This window comes from Paenibacillus sp. MB22_1 (genome assembly GCF_047200555.1).
In the GTDB taxonomy this organism is placed as follows: Bacteria; Bacillota; Bacilli; order Paenibacillales; family Paenibacillaceae; genus Fontibacillus; species Fontibacillus phoenicis.
Map to the genome: position 1 here is coordinate 1,670,314 of NZ_JBLADV010000002.1, position 21,352 is coordinate 1,691,665.

Genomic DNA, 21,352 nt, shown 5'->3' on the forward strand with positions numbered 1-21,352 from the left:
CCTGAACTTGATTTTGGATGGATTGAGGTGAACGATTTGCCGGTCATTGAATACAAATGTCCGAGCTGCGGCAGCGGCATGACGTTTGACAGCACAACAGGTATGCTGTCCTGTCCAAGCTGCGGTCGCAAGGACAACATCGAACAACTTCCCGACCCATTGAAGCAACAGGTGTTCACGGAGGACGAGGTTCGGGAATACCACTGCGAAAGCTGCGGGGCGGTCATCGTAACGGAGCCGGAAACCAGCGCAACGACGTGCAGCTTTTGCGGTTCCGCTGTGGTGCTTAGCGATCGCCTGACCGGGAAGCTGGCGCCGCAGCAGGTGATCCCTTTTGCGATCAGCAAGGAAGAAGCGATGGCGGCTTTCAAGAAATGGTGCCGAAAAGGGCTGCTTACGCCCCGCGGCTTCATGACCGCGAACCGCATCCAGGGGATTACCGGAATGTACGTGCCGTTCTGGCTGTACGATTTGCTGAACAATATCGATGTTCGCGGCCGAGGAACGAAGGTAAGAAGCTATCGCCGAGGCGATTATCAATATACCGAAACCGATCATTACGAGTTTTACCGGAGAATTCGGCTGAATTATGTCCGGCTGCCGATCGATGCCTCGGCGAAGATGGACGATGAGCTGATGGATAAGCTGGAGCCTTTTCCCTACGACCAATTAAAGACGTTTAAGACGCCATATCTTGCGGGATACATTGCAGAAAAATACAACTATACCAGCGAGCAGCTTACCCCGAGAGCTCGGGAAAAAACAATGCCTTATATCGAATCCTATATTTCTTCAACCGTTTCCGAATACACGACGGTAAGCTACGTGGACAAACAGATCGACACGACGGTCAAACGAGCGAATTATGTGCTGCTTCCGGTCTGGATGGTCTATTACAACTACAAGGGGAAGCAGTACACGTTCGCGATGAACGGCCAAACAGGCAAAGTGGTCGGAAAGCCGCCGCTAAGCAAAGGGAAAATGGCGGCATGGTTTGCCGGCGTTTCGGCCCTCTCTTTTGTTGGACTTAAAATATTGGCCTGGCTGTGGGGAGGCGTATTCTTATGAACAAGCGAGGGGTCGTGGTGTACTCGTTGCTGCTCTTGATCATGCTAAATATGCTGACCCCGTTAACGGCTCAGGCTGAATCGCCGCTTGCGAATAAGCAGCTGATTTATGACGAGGCCGAACTTCTCTCTCCGGGAGAAATTGAAGACCTAAACGCGTTGGCGAATGAATATGGGCCCAAAAGAGAGCTCGACATCATCATCTATACCACGGACAATCCTGAAGGCGAGGATGTTGTGAAGCTGACGGAGGATTTCTACGATGAACGGGCTCCGGGTTACGACAAACCGCATGGCAACGCCGTGATTTTGACGCTGGATATGCTGAACCGGGATCTATATCTGGCAGGGTTCTATAAAGGGGAGAAATACCTGGACGACAGCCGTTTGGACAAAATCCGCAACAAGATTACCCCGATGCTGTCCGCAGGCGATTATCACGGTGCGTTTGCAGAATACATACGCACGGCCTACCGGTACGCGGAGTTTCGGCCGGGGGTGAATCCGGATAACCCGCTGTTCAACACCGGCATTCAGCTTGTGATTGCACTGGTGATCGGGGCGGGGGTCGTCTTCATGATGGCGTTCCGAAGCGGCGGTCGGATCACGGTGAGCGGTCGTACCTATGAGGATTCGGCCAATTCCGGCGTCATTTGGCGACAAGACAATTATCTGCATACGACGGTAACGAAGACGAAGATTGAGAGCAGCAACAGCGGCGGCGGTGGCAGCAGTGGAGGTGGCGGCGGCGGTACAACCAGCGGCGGACACTCCCATAGCGGAAGCCGAGGATCATTTTAAAGGAAGGGGCAGGAAGAGCTGATGAGTTTTTTTAAGAGCCAATTTGCCAATGTCGTGGAGTGGGAAGAATTCCGGGACGACATGATTTTCTGGAAATGGAGCAACCGTGAAATTAAAAAAGGGAGTAAGCTGATCATCCGCTCGGGGCAGGACGCGATTTTTATGAATAACGGGAAAATCGAGGGGATTTTTAAGGAGGAAGGCGAATATAACATTGCCTCGGAGATCGTGCCGTTCCTGTCCACGCTGAAGGGGTTTAAGTTTGGCTTCAACAGCGGGATGCGGGTTGAGGTGTTGTTCGTCAATACGAAGGAGTTTACCGTCCGGTGGGGCACGCAAAATCCGGTGTTAATCCCTACGCCGCAGCTCCCCGGGGGGATGCCGATTCGTGCGAACGGCACGTTTAACTTCAAGGTCAACGACTATGTGACCTTAATCGATAAGATTGCAGGGGTCAAGCAAAGCTATTTGGTGGAGGACGTCAAGCTTCGGATCACCTCCGTGCTCGATCAACTGCTGATGAAGTGGATTAGCCGGGAAGGCAAAGATATGTTTAATCTGCAGGCCAACGCCGCGGAGATCGCACGAGGCATTCGGGAAGACCTCGATATGCAGGTCATGGACGACGGATTGGCCATCACAGGCTTCCAGGTGATGAGCTTCAGTTATCCGAAGGAAATTCAGGAGATGATCACGAAGACGGCGTCGCATGAAATGATCGGCAATTTAGCGAAATACCAGCAGGTCAGCATGACGGACGGCATCGCCTCAGGCAAGGTGCAAGGCGGCGGGGCCGCTTCGGATATGGCGGGGATGATGATGGGGATGAACCTGGCCAAGGAAATGATGAAAAACCTGAATCCGGAACCGGGTCAGGGGAAAGATCATCCGCAGCCGCAGTCCCAGTCGCAAAACTCGGGGGCGAGCCAACCGTCGCAACCTGCAGCGCCTTCCGCCTCGGAAGCGGACTCTAAGCGGCCGAACTTCTGTCCCAACTGCGGGAATAAGAACGAAGGCGCGAACTTCTGTCCGAATTGCGGGCAGAAGCTGGTGTAGGCGCATACGAGAAAACCCGCCTAAGCATAAACGGCTCTGGCGGGTTTTTGGCTTCAAAGGAGTCACTTCTCCTCCAACGCTCTTTGCTTTAACAAATCACGGATTTCGGCCAGCAGCACCTCTTCTTTGGAAGGGACGGGCGGCGCTTCGGACTTGGGCTCCTCTTTCTCTTTGCGTCTCAGTTTGTTGATACCCTTGACGAAGAGGAAGATGGAGAAGGAGACAATAAAGAAATCGATGACGGTTTGCAGGAAAGCTCCGTATTTCAACACCGTGTCTCCGTATTGAAACTGTAACTCTTTCAAGTTAATACCGCCTACCAGCAACCCGATAACCGGCATCAGCATGTCGTTGACCAGGGAAGTCACGATATTCCCGAAGGCGGCACCGATAATGACCCCGATGGCTAGATCCAGCACGTTCCCTTTGAGCGCAAAGGCTTTGAATTCTTTCCACATGACGGAGTACCTCTCTTTTTGGCATATTATTAGCAGTATACCATAAGCGAACCGGTGCTAGTCCATAGGAGGGAAGGCAGGGTGTTCTAACGGACACTAGAGACGTTAATAGGGAGCCATCGGGGACTTCTGGAACGTAACGGACAGAGATGACGTTATTTAAGGGTAGTCACCGTGAATTGCAGCTCTCCAAGCCGAATAAGGCCCGTGAAGTCCGTTACACTGGGAAATACCCGGGAAATGTGCGAATAAGGTCATTACGGTCCGTTACGTGTTAAGGCAAGCAGTTACAGCAATAGCTACTGCGGCCAACTCGTTACGCGGCCCCTCACTCGGCCCGATGCTCGCCTTGCCGAGGTCCCGCGCCTCACCCTACAGCTCGTCCGCCAAGCCAAGCAAGGCGATCCCCGCCAGCACGAGTACGATGACTGCATATTGCAGCCGGCTGAGCCGTTCTTTAAGGAACAGGCGGGATAAAATCACCGAGAAGACGCTGTACGAAGCGATCAGCGGAGCCGCCACGATGGCGTTGCTGGCCATAGCGAATACGTAGAAGAACTGGCCGGCCGTCTCGAAGATCGCGGCAACGCCTTTGACGCGTTCTCTCCAGAGGTTGAACCGCTGTTTTTTGACCGCAACCAAGTAGATATAGACCACCGCAGCACACAGGAAAAACGTGAACTCGTAAGCCAGAAGTGCAGCATCTTCCCCAATCAGCTTCAGCTCGTCCAGATAAATGCCGTCGGCAAACGTGCCTAAGCCGTCAAGCAGACAGTACAGCAGCGGAAAGGTGATCGCCATCACGCCGATTTGATATTTGGCGTTAAGGTTCTCAGTCCCGGATTTCAGAGCCATTCGCTCTTCCTGCTTCTCCAGAATGGCCAGCCCTACAACGCCGAAGGTAATGATCGCTACCCCTGTAATGTCCATCCATCCGAGATCATGGGGGAAGAACAGATACAGCAGGATCGCTGTCACCGCCCCGGACGAGTTCTGTACCGGCGATGCGATGGAAAGCTCGATGTACCGGAGCCCGAAGTAGCCGATCGCCATCGATAAGATGTACAGCGCCGATACCGGCAAATAACGAATCATATCGATCGGATCAAAGGACAGCCCTTGGATCAACAGATAAGCTGTGCCGTGAATCCCCATCACCAGACCCACCATGACGACGATTTTCAGATGACTGAACGGGTCCCGGCTGTCGCTGCCTTTTTTATAGAACAGATCGGCACTCCCCCAAGCTAGAGACGTCAGTAGTGCAAATAGAAACCACATGTCTTTGCTCCTTCCATGAAAATAACAATCTTACTGATTATACAAACCAGCCTGCGGGGAGTGTCTATGAAAAAACTTACCGTGAGCCGGCCGCACCCCGTAAAAATGCAAACGCTCTCTACTTATGGTAAAATGCTACTAACATGAAATCATAGATTCGTTGAAAATAAAGGGGCAGGAGTGTCGCGGTATGAGAGGATATAACTTGTGGCGGCCGGTATTTTTGATCTTGATCGCGCTGCTGACCAACGGTTTGGTGACGAACCTTTGCATCTTGTTTGGAATGTCGACTGAAGCTGCCGGGAATATCGGATTCGTGGCGATGATGCTCGCCGCTTTGATCGTGTATACCCGATTTTCGAAGAACCGCCGCAAGTAATAGACAAAGAGACGCAGGATTTGCGTCTCTTTGTTGTTTGGAGCCATTCCTAATAGGTCAGACCATCAAGGCTTTGATGCCGTTAAACAACGGGATAATCGATTTGATGGCGTTATAGCCCATCTTCATCAGGGGCACGTATTTTTGCACTTTTTGCACCATTCCGAGAATGGCTGGCCGGCGGGGTCTTTCCAAAGGAGAGGTCTCCGTGTTTTGCTCCTGCGTTCCGCCGGAGTCTCCGTTTGATCCGCCAAAGCCAATTAACCCGGGTCTCCGCGGACGCCCTGGCCCTCCAGCGAAGCCATAGCCAAAGGGTCCGGGGCCGGGTCTTCCTGGAATTCCACTAAAGCCATAATAACCTCCGGGTCTTCCCCAACCTCCGTTCAAGTTTCCGTAATAGCCCAGTTCCCGGGGTCTTCCCCAATTGCCGCCTGGGCCAGGACCATATCCCATAGGCACACCGCCTAGCCCCCAGCCGACGTCGGGACGGATGCCCTGGGCGAAACGGGGATCTCTTGGGAAGCCGCTGTCCAATGGCTGCTGGATAGCCGATGAGCGTGCTTTTTTGTTGCGAGCTGCCTTCTTTTTCTTCATTTTCTTCTTGCCGCGCGGGGGTAAGGAGAGAAGCAGGCCGTTCGCATCCAGCCCGGCGATCCATCCGATATAAGAACGCCCGTCGTGCAATTCCACGCGAACCGGCTGGCCCTTCAGCTGTTTCGCACGTTTGCGAATGTTTGCCGAACTTGCCATGCAAGGATCACCTCGGTGCTAAAATTTTTACGGTAGACGTTTTGCTCGATATATCTTACTTCCGAATTTGGTGCGCTGCCTGTGCTTGTTCCTCAATTTTTGGCCCGTTTCGTGATATTTGCCGGCACCTGAATAAATTTTGGGCAACTTGGAAATTTAACTAATGAATAAAAAATTCGACCGAGGAGTTGGCCCGGAATGAAAACGTTAAACGCAATAGCGCTCGCACTACTGATTGTGGGCGGATTAAACTGGCTGTTGGTGGGGCTCTTTCAATATGACTTAGTGGCAGGCATTTTCAGCGGGCAAGATTCGACCATGTCGCGGATCATCTACACGCTCGTCGGCATTTGCGCCATCTATGCGTTTAAGTTCTTCAACGATGTCACGGACGATGAAGTCGCCAGATAAGCCGGGGAATCCGTGGAAGTATGCGGGAAGTCCGGGATGCGGGAGCATCCCGGCTATTTTTTTTTCGAAGACACATTGGTTTTAGGAGAAAGATAGGGCGCAAGGCCGCTCGCAATCACCCGATGCCCCCGATTGTTCGGATGAATCGGCAGCGTTCCGCCGAGGATGTCCTCCAATTGGCCTCCTCGGTACCCGTCGATCAGTTCAGCTTGCTTCCCTTCGAACCATTTGTGCGCCGGTGCGACTTTGGCGCCGTAAGCGGCGGCGATGCCATGAGTCGTCTGGTTCAGGCGGCCGATCCACTCGACGGCAAGTGAACTGCTCGGGAACGGGTTGTACTGCGTGCAGCATACGATCCGGGCGGAGCTGGTTTTGCGGATACACTCCAGGATGGCGCTCAGATTCCGGCGGAATTGGAAGAGCAGCTCCATATTCGGAAACGGACCGCCATTCACAAGCGGCGTAATCGCCGAATTTGCCAAATCGACGCCGCCAATCCAGACCGATACGACAGAGGAGCTTCTAATCATGTCCGAGCCTTGCCACAGCACGGCGTCCAGCAGATTGCTGCTGGTCCAGCCGGACCGGGCTAATACATAACCCCGGATAGGCCGGGGGTTAGAGCGATTATAATCCGATACGATCAACTGAGGATAGGCCAGCCGCGGCGAGGAAGCGTTATCGCCATACGTAATGGAATCCCCAAGTGCGGTGTAAATCATCTCCAGGTCACCCACCTAAGATAGACTTTACAACTATAGTATTGCGAGCCAGGTGGGGAGGTGCAGGTTATAAAAAAGGGCTGGCCCGATTCCATTCGGACCAGCCCTTAGGCATGATACCTGATAGATTTACCTGCGCGGCGCTAGCTGCTGCAACTCCACACGACCTTGCCGTGAGTGGCGTACCAGCTCCGCATAGTAGCCGCCGCGGGCCAGCAACGTTTCGTGCGTGCCCTGCTCGGCGATCCGACCGCTTTGGATCACGAGGATGCGGTCAGCGTGCTGGACGGTGGACAGCCGGTGCGCGATGACTAGCGTTGTCCGGCCAGCCGACACCACGCTTAAGGCATTCTGGATCAACAGCTCGGTTTGGGAATCCAGGTTCGCCGTCGCTTCATCGAGAATGAGGATTTTCGGACGGAAGACCAGGATCCGTGCGAAGGAGATCAACTGGCGCTCTCCGGCGGACAGTCCGCTGCCCCGATTGGACAACCGGGTGTCGTAGCCGTCCTTCAGCCGTATGATCATGGGCTCTGCGCCGATGCGCCGGCAGGCTTCGATCACTTCTTCGCGGCTGATGTCTTCGCGGAAGAGGCGGACGTTGTCAATAATGGACCCGGCGAACAAGAACGGGTCCTGCTGCACCAGTCCGACGATGCGATGCAGCGAGGCTTGCGGCAGGCGGCGGATGTCCGTGCCGTCGATTTCGACGCTGCCATCGTCTACGTCATAGAACCGCGTCAGCAGGTTTACCAGGGAGCTCTTGCCTGCGCCGGTCGTGCCTACGATGCCGATGAACTCTCCTTCTCGCACATGAAGGTCGAGGCCATGCAGCACCTCCTGGCCTTCCGTGTATGAGAAGCGGATGTGATTGAAATCGATCCGCCCGCGAACCGCCTGGGCCTGCAACGTCTTGGCTTCCTCCGGCGCAGGGTCTTTCACCTCCGGCTCAGCGGAGAAGATTCGCCACAGGCGATCTACCGATACGATGGTGGACTGCAGCGTATTCCACTGCTGGGTAATCTGGTTGATCGGCTGAAAGAATTGGCGGATATAGCTGATGAAGGCGTACAGCACACCAAATTCGATGCGATGGCCCAGCACCGCGAAGCCGCCGATCCAAACGACGAAGGCCACCGACAAATTGCCAAGCACATCAAAGGAACGGTTAAACAGGACCGTGGCCTGCACTTCCCGCAGATTCGCCTTCAAATAAGCGGTGTTCCGCTCCCCGAAGCGGGATGTTTGCTCCCCTTCTTGATGGAACGACTGAATCAAGCTCATCCCGCTCAGATTTTCGGCCGTAAACGCGATGAGCCGGGACAGCAGCGAGCGGGCCCGCTGATAGCTGGTGCGCAAATACTTGCGGAAGGCGATCGCAATGACCGTGATGATTGGAAAGAGAATTAAACAATATAAGGCCAGCTCGACATCTAGCGCAAACATAAAGACGACAACCAAGATGAGCGATAATCCGTCGCGGACCAGACTCAACAGCACCTGGGTAAAAAACTGGTTGATCGTCTCTGTATCACTTGACTCATTCGTGACGAGGCCGCCAGCCGAGTTGCGATCGAAGAAGGACATCGACTGCCTTGTGATCTGTTTAAACAGGTCTTTGCGCAGCAAGGCGACGATGCTTTGCCCGGCCCGTTGCAGCAGGTTTGCCTGCCAATAAGAGAACACGCCGCTCACCGCCTCAAGCGCGAGGTAGGCCAAAGCGAGGCCAAGCAGGATGCTTGGTCCGTGTACGCCAAACAGCACCTTCTCATCGATGGCATATTTGATCAGGAACGGCTGCAGCAAGTCAGCGGAAATGGCCAGAAATGCAAAGCCAAACACGGCGAGGAACGCTTTCCGGTGCGGTTTGGCATAGGCGAGCAGCGCCGCAAACGCCTTCCGCCGCTGCTCCGGAGTCACCTCGTATTTCCTGCGGGTATCGGCCGTTTCGGAATTAGTTGACATCGCGATCGTCTCCTTCCTGCAGGTGATGCAGGTCAGCGTACAAGCCCCCGGCTTGCAGCAGCTGCTCATGCGTTCCTTGCTCGGCAATCCGCCCGTCGTCCAGCACGAGAATGCGGTCGGCATGTTTCACCGCACTGATGCGGTGGGCGATGATCAGCGTTGTTTTTCCCTTACGGACTTCCTGCAGATTGGAGAGGATACGCGTCTCCGTTACGGAATCTACCGCACTGACGCTGTCGTCGAGCAGCAGGATCGGAGCGTCCTTGATCAGCCCTCGGGCCAAGCTGGTCCGCTGGCGCTGCCCGCCGGACAACGTCAAGCCGCGTTCGCCCAGCTCGGTATCAAACCGCTTCGGGAATTTTATAACGTTGTCATAGAGATCCGCCAGCCTTGAGGCATCCTCCACTTTGCGCAGCTCGGAGGTTCGGTCGAAGAAGGCGATGTTGTCGCGGAGCGTCGTGCTGAACAGGAAACCGTCCTGCGGCACGTAGGCAATCCGGGTACGCAGGCTCTCCAGCCTCAAGCTTCGGATATCGCGGCCACCGATGAAGATCGTGCCGCGGGGAGGATCGTATACCCGCAGCAGCAGCTTGACGAGCGTCGTTTTACCGCTGCCGGTCCGGCCCACGATACCCAGCGTTTCTCCGGGGTTGAGCCGGAGATGAATGTCCTGCAGTGAGGCGCGGGCAGCGTCCGGATAGGTGAAGGTCAATCCGCGGATCTCGATGCTGAGGCTGCGCGGATCCTCCGGCAGCGGCAGGGCCCCGGTTTCATCGTAGATGTCCGGCTTCATAGACAGCAGGTGGTTCAGCCGGTCAAGTGAAGCACGCGCACGCTGCATGAAGTTAATCACGTTGCCGATGAGCCGAAGCGGGTTCATTATCATCCGCAGGTATAAGGTTAAGGCAACAAAATTGCCGAGCGACAGCTCGCCACGCGAGACGAGCAGGCCGCCGTAAGCGATGGCCACGGCCATGGAAACCGCGCCGGTAAACGGCAGCAGCACCTGAAATAGCGAGCTCATCCGGACCAGCGACAGCTGGCTGCTTAGGATGCGGTCCACGGTTTGCCCAAACCGGGCGCGGGCAATCTCTTCGGTCGCGAAGCTCTTCGTCACTTTGATGCCTTCAAATTGTTCTTCCGCGGCTTCCGTCATCGCTGCAAGCGACTCCTGCACCTTCCGCGAGTTATCGCGGATTTTGGGGCCGAATCCGCTTACGATAAACGGGATCGCAAGCAGCGGCAAAACACATACCACGATCAAAAGCGCCGGAATATCGCTGACTGTCATCATCGTAATGACGGAGATCAACAACACCGACGCATTGGTTAATTGGTTCAACCCGTTGGCGATCGACTCCCGCACGCCGGTGACGTCATTCATCACGTAGCTGAGCAGCTTGCCGATCCCGTGTTTCGAGAAGAACGCTTCGCTTAATTGAGTAAAATGCCGAAACAACTGGTTCCGGGCACGAAATTCGAACATTCGCCCCAGGCGATGATTCATGTACTGCCCGAATCCGAAGCACAGGCCATAAACGACGGCGATGGCAGCCAGAGTCAGCGCGTATCGGCCCACTCCGCTTCTCGTCAGCCCGCCTTGCTGGAGGTGATCCGTAAAATCCCCCAGGACCTTCGGGAAATACGAATACGTCACATTGGCGGCCGTCAGACATAGCGCAGCCGTCAAATACAGCGGAAAATGCGACTTCATGTGGCTAAGCAACAAGGTTTTTCCCCGCATCGGGCATCCCGTCCTTTCCCAGAAAAGGTTATTGTTATTCTTCGACCTCCTTGTATTCAGTCTCAGCTTTTTAATCATACTGCGAATTTCCAGATCCATCAAACCGTTGGACACGTTATTTTGTATATTTATGCATTGAAGATGCAGGTGTAGAGCGGGGAGGAAGAAGGTTAGGATAAAAGTAGGAGGCTATGCTACAATACGAAGGCAAATAACAAAGAAATAGCAGGAAGTTGTCAACAATCCCCCCTTTTCAAAGACATTCGATATGCTATGTTAGGTTCATATTCCCATGAATAAAGAAGGTCGTTTCCTATGAAAAGACTAAATGTTCCTTCCCGCTCGATTCGGGGGAAGATCTTGGTCTCTTTTTTTGTTTGCATCGTGATTCCAATCGTAACGATTTTTTATTACTACTATACGTCTATACGTCGTCGAGTCGTGTCGTCATGGACGAAGCCCGGCGCGGCAATGAAGAAGCGCTGCGTCAGGTGGTCGGCAATATGGACGATCTGAGTGAACGGGTGCTGAAGGCTTCCAACTTAATTATGAACGACCCGGAATTTAACGAATTTCTGGAATCGGAGGGGGACTGGGAGACGAATTACATGTCCCTGCGACGTTATAACAACATTCAGCAAAAATTGGTTAATATTCGCGACATCCTGCTGGACAGCAATGCGATCATCGCGGTGATCGACGACCGGGGCTACGTGCATTCGACGGCTTACGGGCCCAATAACCGCAGTAGAGAGAAGGAGCTGCTCCATAAGCTAAGCGAAGAGTCGTGGGCGGAATTAACGAGGGCGCGCAAAGGCTGGCCAGTTTGGCAATATCCGTATACCGGGGAAATCAGCAAGCTGACCGACTTAAACGAGCCTTATTTCACGATGAGCCGCCGGATCATTGGGAGGCAGCAAGAAGGGGAGGACCTGCTCATGATTGGGATTCCCGGCTCGGCCTTTTTTGGGAATCTTCCGGCGCAGACGAAGGGCGGCGGGAGCTTCTTGCTGACGGATGGGGAAGGCCGCCTGCTTGGCGGAGCCTCGCCGCTAAACGATGAACAAACGACAAAGCTGCTGGAAAAGATTCGAAGTGCCGACACGCGTCAGGCTCAAGAGGGAGCGGCTTCGTTTGGCGATTACTCTGTAAACCGCGAGGAAATCCCTCGGCTGGGTTGGCAGGTGATCCAGCTCATTCCGCAGACGCTGTACCAGCAGAGGCTGGGCGGCCTGCGCAACCAATCGATCCTCTGGCTGATGGGCGCCTCGATTCTGTTTTCCATCGTGTTCATTTACTTTATGATTCGCTTCACGAAGCCTTTGCAACAGTTAGTCCGCTCGATGAACAAGCTAGGCGATGGCGACCTGCAGGCCTATGTGGAAGTGAATGGAGACGACGAAATTGCGATCGTTGGCAAGCACTATAATCGAATGCTAACGCGATTACAGCAGTTAATTGATCGGCTGTCCAAGGAGCAGCAACGCAAGGAGGAAGCTCGGTTTCAGGCGCTACAAGCGCAAATCAACCCGCATTTCCTGTTCAACACGCTCAACTCCATTAAGTGGATGGCCGCTTTGTCCGGCGCAGAGCATGTGGGCAAAATGATTACCAATTTGGGCCGACTGCTGGAATATACGATGAAAACACAGCAAGAGGTTGTCACCCTGGAGGAGGAATTAACCTATCTGAAGGTGTACCTTGATCTGCAAAAAATTCGCTTCCATGATAATGTCCAGTTCGAGGTGGATGTGCCGGATGAGCTCAGGTCCAACGCGATTCTGAAATTCACCCTGCAGCCGATCGTCGAAAATGCCATCATCCATGGCGGGCGGACGCCGCTTGCCATCGGCATTCAAGGCGAGGAGACGGAGCAAGGATTAGTGCTGACGGTCTCCGACAACGGCGTAGGGATCGCTGAGGCGAAACTGAAAGAACTGTCCAGTCAGTTGAACCAGGACCATTCGAGATACAGCGGTATTGGCATCTATAACGTGAATGAACGTATCAAGCTGCACTTCGGACAAGACTTCGGCCTGGAAATGAGCAGCATGATTGGGGAAGGAACTCGCGTCAAGATCCGGCTTCCGCGGTTGGATCGCCAGGCTCTTGCGGATGAGAATCCCTTCTCCCGCGATGCGGATCGAAAGGAGAACGATTGATGATTAAAGTATTGATTGTCGATGATGAAATCCTCGTGCGTATCGGGTTAAAGACGATCATTCCTTGGGAAGACAATGGCTTTGAATTGATTGGGGAGGCCGCCAACGGGGAGGAAGCGCTAAGGCTGCTGAAAGACAATCCCTGCGACATCGTCCTGACTGATATCCGAATGCCCGGGTGTGACGGGCTGCAGCTGATGGAAGAGATCCGTAAGCTGTCGCCGCGAACGAAATGCTTGATTCTCTCCAACCACAACGATTTCGAATACGTCCAGAGGGCGTTGCGGCTTGGGGCGGCCGACTATATCCTCAAGCTAACGATGGAGCCCTCAGAATTAATGGATAAGCTCAACTCCATGAAGGAGATGATCCGCCAGGAAGCGGAGCAGTCGCTGGAGACTTCGCGATTGCAAGTCAAGGTCAGTAAATACAGCAGGGAAGCCAAGGAGAAGCGGCTGAGAGAACTCTTAATCAAACGGCAAGGCACGCGCGCCGAAGTGGAAGAAATGATGCAGGAGTTTGGCTTGCGTGCCTACGAGCCGCCGATTTACGTGATCAGCCTCCGGCTGGATCGGTATCCGAAGGTGCTGGAGGAGAACAATTTCCGCAGCGAGCACTTACTGCATTACACGGTTGCCAACATCCTCAGCGAGGTGTTCAAAAAATATTCCGATGGCGAACTGCTCGACATGGGAGACGGGCTGTTTACGATCCTGACCGACCGCTATCAGGAAGCGATGGTTCGGGAGATGCAGGATGCCGTGTCCACCTTCCTGAAGCTGTCAGCCAGCGTGGGGGTATCCAGTCCGTTTGAGGATATTCTGGACCTGCATCAAGCTTACGACCAAGCGGAGAAAGCCCTCGCATACCGTTTTTACGTCGGGACGGAAGCTTTGGTGTATTTTGACCGTATCCATTACGCCGAACCGGACGCCAGTTCAGCGCCGTGGCTTCAGGAGCAATGGGAGAAGTTGTTGGACATTCGCGACGAGGCAGCACTGTTGGATTATCTGGACCGGTGGTACCGTTCCGTTCTAGATGGTCCCAAATTGTCACCGGATGTCGAGCGGGAAAATTGGGTGCACTGGATCCATCTGATGGACGGCTTTGCCCGACGGCTTGGCGGGGGACCGGGCAAACGATCATGGACCATCTCACCCGAATCCGCATGGACCTGGCCCGGGAGCTGCTGAAGGACCAAACCTATAAAATCTATGAAATCTCCGAGATGGTCGGGTACGGGGATTCGAACTACTTCAGCAAGCAATTCAAGCGAATGGAGGGGGTGTATCCCCTCGAATTCCGCAGGTTGTATCTGGGGAAATAGATTCGATAAGAATTACCCTGTTTTGCCGAGGATTACGCCATGTTCTCCCCGGACAGGCTTTGTTACTTTATTCATAGCAAGAGAAACAATCCACAACCTGGGGGGACTTAGGAATGAAGCAATGGTTGAAAGGCGTTATGTCCTTGGCATTGGCAGCTACCATCGTAGTTACCGGTTGCTCCAATGGCAAGGAGAACGCAAATAGCAACACTGATGCAGGCGGCAATGGAGGCAGCAGCGGCGTCGTGAACTTGACTGTTTGGGGAGCGGTTCCAGAAGAGAATGGTCCGCAAACCGTCATCGACAAGTGGAACGCAGCTCATCCTGACATTCAAGTAAAATACGTGCGTTACATCAACGACGATTCCGGCAATACGAAGCTGGATACCGCACTGATGATGCAAAGCGACGCGCCTGATATTTTCTTCAGCTATGGGGAGAACAATCTGTTCCGCCGTGAAAATTCCGGTATGACAGCTCCGCTGGATGAGTTGATCAGCGCGCAAGGGTTTGACGTAGACGGCGTGATTGGCAGCGAAAACCTGCTGAAATACAATGATCAAATCCACTACCTGCCGGCTTATAAAAACATCGACTTCGTGGTGTTGAACAAATCCGCTTTGGATGAAATCGGCGAACCTGTACCAACGGACTGGACTTGGGACGATTTCGCTGACTTGGCCCTCAAGCTGAATAAGGACGGCCGTAAGGGCGCGTTTGTTACACCGGGTGCAGATTTGCTGATCGGCAAATTTACGCTGGTGTCCAGCCAACCGAAGGATTCCTTCTATAACGCGGAAGGCTTGTCGAACTTCAACAACCCGGCGATGAAGAAGGGCTTGGAAATTCAGAAGAAGCTGTATGATGAAGGCGCTATGGTGAGCTGGGGCGAAGGCATCGCCAACAAGCTGGATCCGGCAAACGAACTGCTGACGGGCAAGGCGGCGATGGTATACGGCGGCGCTTGGATGATGAGAAGCTTGAAGGATACGGACACTTGGCCGCGCGACTTCGCTGTAGCGTTCGCTCCGGCTCCGCAATACGAAAAAGGTACCAACGTCAACAACGGCGGCATGAACGATTTCATGTCCATCAATAACAACAGTGCCCATAAGGAAGAAGCGTTCCAATTCATCTCCTGGTATCTGCAAGAAGGCAATATGGACATGATTCCGGGCGGACGCATTCCGACGAACAAAACGGCCGATTTCGATCAAGTGACTCAGATGATCGTAGGCGACAAGCAGGACGTGATCGATCAGGAATCGTTGGGGAATGTGCTGAAGGCGAATTACACGTTTGCGGTTCGCGAGAAAGCGACGGCGTTCCCGCAAATCACCACGATCACTAAGGAAGAAGCGGAGAAATATTTCATGAATCAGCAATCGGTGGACGAGACGCTTAAAGCGATGCAAGAGCGCGCCGACAAAGTGATCCAATCCGAAAGCAAATAATTCATATCGCAAGACAAGGCAAGGAACCCCAACCGGGCTTTTTGTCTTTTTAGTGTGCCACGCATGGCGATTAACTAGGTGGTGAAAGTCCACTGTGGGGGTTTGTAGTTACCAACCACTAGCCAAGAGCAAGGGTGTCCACCGCGAGGTGGAATCCAAAGGAAGCTGGAGGCAAACTTCCGGCCCAAGGAACACGAACATCATCAGGCATAGGATACGGGATGAGTCTGCTAAACAAGACGAAGTCCAATTAACTACACGGACGTACCAATGTAAATGATGTGGGTATATGGAAGGAAAGTGAATCGTCTTACCGTGGGAGGTCTCATGGACGTGAGGAGATGCACTTCGAATCACGGTTGAAACAAGATTTATCATGAGAAGCCAGCAGACGCCATAGTACCGCGAACAGTCGACGGTTCGAGGGAAGGGCTGAACCTTAGGAGGTGAAGTCAATGAAAGTTACCGAAACAGGAGCCAAGGGCAGCCAACTTCCAACGGAAGACTCTCTGCAAAAGAATAGTGCGGAACACGAAGGATATGCGGGAGTGCACAGTCCTGCGAGGATAACCGAAACCGACGACACCAACGCAACCGAGTCGAAGGACCGGTTGCTTGAGAAAATCGTTAGCAGGGACAACTTGAACGAAGCATTCAAGAGAGTCAAAGCGAACAAGGGATCGCACGGAATCGACGGGATGGGAGTAGAAGAACTTCTACAATATCTCAGAGACAACGGCGAGACCATCAAGCAACTGATCTTGGGCGGCAAGTACCGCCCGAATCCCGTTCGAAGGGTAGAGATTCCCAAAGAGAACGGAAAGAAGAGAAACCTTGGCATTCCAACAGTGGTTGACCGAGTCATCCAGCAGGCAATCACCCAAGTGCTTACGCCAATTTATGAGAGGCAGTTTTCAGACAACAGCTACGGATTCCGACCCAAACGGAGCGCACACCACGCGATGAAACGAAGCCAACAATACGTGCAAGAGGGATATCGTTACGTGGTGGATATGGACTTGGAGAAATACTTTGACACCGTCAACCAAAGCAAGCTCATCGAAGTGCTTTCAAGAACGATCAAAGACGGACGAGTGATCTCGCTCATCCATAAGTATCTCCGGGCGGGAGTCGTCGTGAAGCATAAGTTTGAAGACACGGAAATCGGCGTACCGCAGGGAGGGAACCTAAGTCCGATTCTCAGCAATATCATGCTGAATGAATTGGACAAGGAACTGGAAGCAAGAGGACATCGATTCGTGCGATACGCAGACGATATGCTCATATTCTGCCGGAGCAGGAGGAGTGCGGAGCGTACCCTGACGAAAATTCTCCCTTACATCGAGAAGAAGTTGTTTCTCAAGGTAAACCGGGAGAAAACGATCGTGGACGATGCGACAAAAGTTAAATTTCTTGGCTTCTCATTCTACCAGAGCAAAGGGGAAACGCGGGTCAGAATCCATCCCAAATCCGTATCCAAGATGAAAGCTAAAGTGAAAGAGCTAACGTCGAGAAGCAACGGAATGGGCAACACCGACCGGGCGCTGAAGCTTAGGCGTTACATCATGGGATGGGTAAATTATTTCAAGCTTGCTGACATGAAACAACTACTCCAAACCACTGATAAATGGATGAGAAGGCGTATCCGAATGGTCTTCTGGAAGCAATGGAAACGAGTGAGGACGAAACTCGAAAGGCTTATATCGCTCGGAATTCATGAACAGAAGGCGTGGGAATACGCAAACACAAGAAAGGGCTATTGGAGAATCTCCAATAGCCCAATCCTCTCGAAGTCCCTCGGTAACAATAGGCTGAAGAACCTCGGATTCCTTTTCTTTTCTGATTATTATCGACAAGTTACTGCGCATTCCTAATGGAACCGCCGTATACCGAACGGTACGTACGGTGGTGTGGGAGGTCGGCTGCCCAATTAATGGGTAGCCTCCTACCCGATTAAACCCCGCCATGCTGCGGAATCTTAAAGGAAAATGATTGAAATCGAGGGGATGTTTGTGAAGCATTCCGAAAAAAAGCTGGACCGGGGACAGGCGACCCTGGATCTAGCTTCAAACGGGGCAACGGCAGAGCAACAATACAGAGAATGAGTTTAGCATCATGGGGCCGAAGCTTGGATTTGTGCTTTAGACAAGCGGTGATCCGCGCCGTCCCCTCTAGGATTTGAACCCGCCGGACAGGTGTTTCTCCGTCAGAATGGCCAGCATTTGGATGCCAACTTCGTTATGCCCGCCTTCGGGGATAATGAGGTCGGCATATTTTTTCGACGGCTCAATAAATGCTTCATGCATCGGCTTCACCGTTGCGAGGTACTGCTGGTGGATGGAATGGATCGAGCGGCCGCGTTCTTCCATGTCGCGCAGTACGCGCCGAAGGATGCGCACGTCGGAGTCAGTGTCCACGAACACCTTGATGTCGAGCATCTCCCGCAGCTTCTCGTCATACAGGACGAAGAGTCCCTCGACGATAATGATGTTATTGGGCAACAGTTTGATCGTCTTATCAGAACGGGTATGCTTCGTAAAATCGTACACCGGAGCATAGGCGGCTTGTCCGTTCTTGAGCTGGTTCAGATGCTCCACCAACAGCTCGTTATCGAAGGCGAAGGGATGGTCGTAGTTCGTCTTTTCCCGTTCGGCCATGCTGAGGTGCGATTGGTCTTTATAGTAGTTGTCTTGCGAAATAAACGTAACTTTATCGGTGTCCAGCTGGCCGATAACCGAGCGGGCCACCGTCGTTTTCCCGGACCCGGTGCCGCCGGCGATACCTATAATTAACATGAAATGAAATACCCTCCTAGAATGACATCCCTCTAAACGTTCCCGTTTAACATCTCAGTATTGTAGCATAGCCCGGGCATTTTTTCATCTTCATGCAGCTTGCTCAGGGTCCTTCATATTATGGCAATTTTGTGGCGGGATATCGATGTGTACTGTTGCTTATTTTTTCTCATAATTTCCTGTGGATTCGGTTTACAATAATGGTAAGTTCATGTCTATCAAATTCAAGTAAAGAGGTGCTGCTGCATGTGGCATACAAAAACCCGGGAGGCCGTCCTGCAAGAGCTGCAGGTGGATCCCGCTGCCGGACTGTCTTCGGAAGAAGCCGGGAAGCGCCTGTCTAAGTACGGGCCAAATCAGATTAAAGGCAAGCCGAAGCCGGGCTTATGGTCGCTCTTCTTCGCTCAGTTGAGGGATATGCTGATTTATGTGCTGCTGGCTGCCGCCATCGTTACGCTGATTGTCGGAGAATACATGGATGCCATCATCATCTTGGCTGTTGTCCTGTTGAACGCGATCATCGGAGTCATTCAGGAACAGAAAGCGGAGAAAGCGATTGAGGCGCTGCAGCAAATGACCACCCCCAAAACGCTGGTAAGGCGTGACGGCAATGTGAAGGAGATCGATTCCGGGGAAATCGTTCCGGGCGATATCGTGATCCTGGATGCCGGACGATTCGTCCCGGCCGACCTGAGGCTGCTTGACAGCGCCAACCTGCAAATTGAGGAATCCGCGCTGACCGGCGAGTCTGTACCGTCGGATAAAAATGCGGAGGATGTGCATCAAGAAGCGCAAACGCCCATCGGGGACCAGAGCAACATGGCGTTTATGTCTACGCTCGTAACGTATGGCCGCGGCGAAGGGGTTGTCGTCGGGACGGCGATGAATACGGAGATGGGCAAAATCGCCAAAATTTTGGACGAAGATACGCAGGACTTGACTCCGCTGCAGAAAAAGCTCGAAGAGCTCGGCAAAATGCTTGGCTACATCGCCATTGGCATCTGCGTCGTGATCTTCGTGATCGGCCTCATCCAGGGACGGGATCTGTTCGAGCTGTTCCTGACGGCGATCAGCCTGGCGGTCGCAGCGATTCCAGAAGGGCTGCCAGCGATCGTAGCGATTGTACTCGCGCTTGGCGTTACCCGCATGTCCCGCGTCAACGCTATCGTCAAGAAGCTGCCGGCCGTTGAAACGCTGGGTTCGGTGAACATCATCTGCTCGGACAAAACCGGAACCCTAACCCAGAATAAAATGACGGTCGTCAAGCATTTTACCGCGGAGCCCTTGGGCGACGAGGCGCCGATCGAAATGATCAAGACGTTCGTGTTGTGTTCCGATGCCACTTACGAGAACGGCCAAGGGACCGGCGACCCGACGGAGATTGCCTTAGTCGCTTTCGGCGAACAGCACGGACTTTCGAAGAAATCGCTGGAGGCCGAATACAAACGGATCTCCGAGAAGCCGTTTGATTCGGACCGCAAGCTGATGTCCACGCTTAACCAGACGCGGGAGGGCTATCGCGTCCATACGAAAGGGGCAATTGACCAGCTGCTGCGGATTTCGAACAGCGCCGTGGTGAACGGGGAGGTCGTGCCGCTGACGGAGGAGCTGAAGCAACGCTTCATTGCAGCCGCCGAAGCGATGTCGGACGACGCGCTCCGGGTGCTGGGCGCTGCCTATAAGGATACGGGCCGCATTCTGCCGCCGGAGGAAATGGAGCAGGATCTGACGATCCTTGGTTTCGTTGGCATGATCGATCCGCCGCGGTCCGAAGTGAAGGATTCGATCCGCGAGGCGAAAGCGGCGGGCATCACTCCGGTGATGATCACGGGCGACCATCGCAACACCGCTGTGGCCATCGCCAAAGAGCTGGAGATTGCCAGCTCCCTCGAGCAGAGCATGACCGGGGCGGAAATCGACGAGCTGTCGGAAGAGGCGTTTGCTGAGAAAATCAACGGCATCCGCGTATTTGCCCGCGTCTCGCCCGAGCATAAGGTGAAGATCGTCAAGGCCTTTAAGGCGAAGGGCAACATCGTCTCGATGACTGGGGATGGCGTCAACGACGCCCCTTCGCTGAAGACGGCGGACATCGGCGTGGCCATGGGGATTACCGGCACCGATGTGTCGAAGGGCGCCAGCGACATGATTCTGACCGACGATAATTTTACCACGATCGTCCAGGCGATTCGGGAAGGGCGGAACATCTACGCGAATATTCGCAAGACGGTGACGTTTCTACTGGCCTGCAATTTCGGGGAGATCGTGGCAATACTCGCTTCGATTCTGTTCTTCTGGCCGTTGCCGCTCCTAGCGACCCAGATCCTCTGGATCAATCTGGTCACCGATACGTTACCGGCGATTGCGCTGGGCGTTGATCCTGGCGAGAAGGACGTGATGAAGCGCAAGCCGCGCGATCCGAAGGAGAGCTTCTTTGCCGGGGGCGCGGCGTGGCAGGCGGTGCTTGGCGGGCTCTTGATCGGGTCGCTGACCTTGCTTGCATTTTACATAGGACTTCGCGAGCATGGGTATGGTTTGCGCTCCTTCGGCATTCCTGAGGATGTGATAACTTACGCGCGAACGATGGCCTTCGTCGTGCTGGCAGCGTCACAGTTGTTCTACGCTTTCTCGAAGCGTAGTGCGACCAAGTCGATCTTTACGATTGGTCTGTTCTCCAACCTGTTGCTCGTCGGAGCGGTTATCGCCGGATTGCTGCTGCAGTTCCTGTCGATCTCGATTCCGTTCCTGGCCGCAGCGTTTAAGGTGCAATATCTCAGCTTATCCGATTGGGGGCTCGTGATCCTATTGGCGTTAATCCCGCTGCTCTTGAATGAGATCATTAAGATCTTTATGCGGGCAGGTAAGGCGAGAGAGACCGCATAAATCTTCGGCTAAGTCTTAGATATGAGAATTTTGATAGAACAGAGGAGAATTTTGAATTCCCCTCCTGCCACGGTTTGATAGATGATACAAGTGAATAGAC

At 53.5% G+C, this 21,352-nt stretch carries 18 protein-coding genes; 11 read left to right on the forward strand and 7 right to left on the reverse strand.

All coding sequences use genetic code 11. The features are described from left to right. Positions 1–36: 36 nt before the first annotated feature. The 3 genes from ACL02P_RS19610 to ACL02P_RS19620 are packed head-to-tail and all read left to right on the forward strand — an operon-like array spanning position 37 to position 2,924. Complete coding sequence (locus tag ACL02P_RS19610) at positions 37–1,068, forward strand: hypothetical protein (protein WP_036644504.1); 1,032 nt, start codon at positions 37–39, stop codon at positions 1,066–1,068. Beyond that, on the forward strand, positions 1,065–1,868 hold the full coding sequence (locus ACL02P_RS19615) for a TPM domain-containing protein (protein WP_412837909.1): 804 nt from the start codon (positions 1,065–1,067) through the stop codon (positions 1,866–1,868). The genes ACL02P_RS19610 and ACL02P_RS19615 overlap by 4 nt, the downstream gene beginning before the upstream one ends. A gap of 21 nt (positions 1,869–1,889) precedes the next feature. Further along, positions 1,890–2,924 (forward strand): SPFH domain-containing protein, encoded by a 1,035-nt coding sequence (locus tag ACL02P_RS19620; RefSeq protein WP_009223802.1) that lies wholly within the window; start codon positions 1,890–1,892, stop codon positions 2,922–2,924. 62 nt (positions 2,925–2,986) lie between these two features. On the opposite strand, the gene mscL is transcribed toward ACL02P_RS19620, so the two are convergent. Continuing rightward, complete coding sequence (gene mscL / locus ACL02P_RS19625) at positions 2,987–3,382, reverse strand: large conductance mechanosensitive channel protein MscL (protein WP_412837910.1); 396 nt, start codon at positions 3,380–3,382, stop codon at positions 2,987–2,989. A 372-nt stretch (positions 3,383–3,754) separates the two neighbouring features. Continuing rightward, positions 3,755–4,663, reverse strand: a complete 909-nt coding sequence (locus tag ACL02P_RS19630; protein ID WP_260070102.1) for a DMT family transporter — start codon at positions 4,661–4,663, stop codon at positions 3,755–3,757. 190 nt (positions 4,664–4,853) lie between these two features. Here ACL02P_RS19630 and ACL02P_RS19635 point away from each other — a divergent pair, with 190 nt between their 5' ends. Then, the gene (locus tag ACL02P_RS19635; RefSeq protein WP_036644358.1) at positions 4,854–5,042 is read left to right on the forward strand and encodes a hypothetical protein; all 189 of its coding nucleotides are present in this window, start codon (positions 4,854–4,856) and stop codon (positions 5,040–5,042) included. A gap of 57 nt (positions 5,043–5,099) precedes the next feature. Here the strand turns inward: ACL02P_RS19635 and ACL02P_RS19640 are convergent, their stop codons facing one another. After that, complete coding sequence (locus ACL02P_RS19640) at positions 5,100–5,792, reverse strand: hypothetical protein (protein WP_412837911.1); 693 nt, start codon at positions 5,790–5,792, stop codon at positions 5,100–5,102. Between the two features lie 198 nt (positions 5,793–5,990). Between ACL02P_RS19640 and ACL02P_RS19645 the strand changes: the two genes are divergently transcribed. Continuing rightward, complete coding sequence (locus ACL02P_RS19645) at positions 5,991–6,203, forward strand: DUF378 domain-containing protein (RefSeq protein WP_260070100.1); 213 nt, start codon at positions 5,991–5,993, stop codon at positions 6,201–6,203. 53 nt (positions 6,204–6,256) lie between these two features. Here the strand turns inward: ACL02P_RS19645 and ACL02P_RS19650 are convergent, their stop codons facing one another. From ACL02P_RS19650 to ACL02P_RS19660, 3 genes are all read right to left on the reverse strand, one after another. Beyond that, the gene (locus ACL02P_RS19650) at positions 6,257–6,925 is read right to left on the reverse strand and encodes an SGNH/GDSL hydrolase family protein (RefSeq protein ID WP_412837912.1); all 669 of its coding nucleotides are present in this window, start codon (positions 6,923–6,925) and stop codon (positions 6,257–6,259) included. A 129-nt stretch (positions 6,926–7,054) separates the two neighbouring features. Then, on the reverse strand, positions 7,055–8,890 hold the full coding sequence (locus ACL02P_RS19655; protein WP_260070098.1) for an ABC transporter ATP-binding protein: 1,836 nt from the start codon (positions 8,888–8,890) through the stop codon (positions 7,055–7,057). Then, on the reverse strand, positions 8,880–10,634 hold the full coding sequence (locus tag ACL02P_RS19660) for an ABC transporter ATP-binding protein (protein WP_260070097.1): 1,755 nt from the start codon (positions 10,632–10,634) through the stop codon (positions 8,880–8,882). Before ACL02P_RS19660 ends, ACL02P_RS19655 begins: the two co-directional genes overlap by 11 nt. A 449-nt stretch (positions 10,635–11,083) precedes the next feature. Here ACL02P_RS19660 and ACL02P_RS19665 point away from each other — a divergent pair, with 449 nt between their 5' ends. The 5 genes from ACL02P_RS19665 (at position 11,084) to ltrA (ending at position 17,451) form a co-directional block, all read left to right on the forward strand. Then, complete coding sequence (locus ACL02P_RS19665) at positions 11,084–12,796, forward strand: cache domain-containing sensor histidine kinase (protein ID WP_412837913.1); 1,713 nt, start codon at positions 11,084–11,086, stop codon at positions 12,794–12,796. Further along, positions 12,796–13,989: a response regulator gene (locus tag ACL02P_RS19670; RefSeq protein ID WP_412837914.1), complete on the forward strand. Its 1,194-nt coding sequence runs from the start codon at positions 12,796–12,798 to the stop codon at positions 13,987–13,989. The genes ACL02P_RS19665 and ACL02P_RS19670 overlap by 1 nt, the downstream gene beginning before the upstream one ends. Next, positions 13,941–14,123 (forward strand): helix-turn-helix domain-containing protein, encoded by a 183-nt coding sequence (locus tag ACL02P_RS19675; protein WP_412837915.1) that lies wholly within the window; start codon positions 13,941–13,943, stop codon positions 14,121–14,123. The genes ACL02P_RS19670 and ACL02P_RS19675 overlap by 49 nt, the downstream gene beginning before the upstream one ends. Positions 14,124–14,236: 113 nt before the next feature. After that, positions 14,237–15,577, forward strand: a complete 1,341-nt coding sequence (locus ACL02P_RS19680; protein ID WP_339301097.1) for an ABC transporter substrate-binding protein — start codon at positions 14,237–14,239, stop codon at positions 15,575–15,577. 455 nt (positions 15,578–16,032) lie between these two features. Continuing rightward, positions 16,033–17,451, forward strand: coding sequence for a group II intron reverse transcriptase/maturase (gene ltrA / locus ACL02P_RS19685; protein WP_085170208.1), 1,419 nt, complete (start codon positions 16,033–16,035; stop codon positions 17,449–17,451). Between the two features lie 297 nt (positions 17,452–17,748). Here ltrA and udk read toward each other — a convergent pair whose 3' ends face one another. Beyond that, on the reverse strand, positions 17,749–18,372 hold the full coding sequence (gene udk, locus ACL02P_RS19690; RefSeq protein ID WP_009223817.1) for a uridine kinase: 624 nt from the start codon (positions 18,370–18,372) through the stop codon (positions 17,749–17,751). A 246-nt stretch (positions 18,373–18,618) separates the two neighbouring features. Here udk and ACL02P_RS19695 point away from each other — a divergent pair, with 246 nt between their 5' ends. Continuing rightward, the gene (locus ACL02P_RS19695; protein ID WP_339301102.1) at positions 18,619–21,252 is read left to right on the forward strand and encodes a calcium-translocating P-type ATPase, PMCA-type; all 2,634 of its coding nucleotides are present in this window, start codon (positions 18,619–18,621) and stop codon (positions 21,250–21,252) included. Positions 21,253–21,352 lie beyond the last annotated feature (100 nt).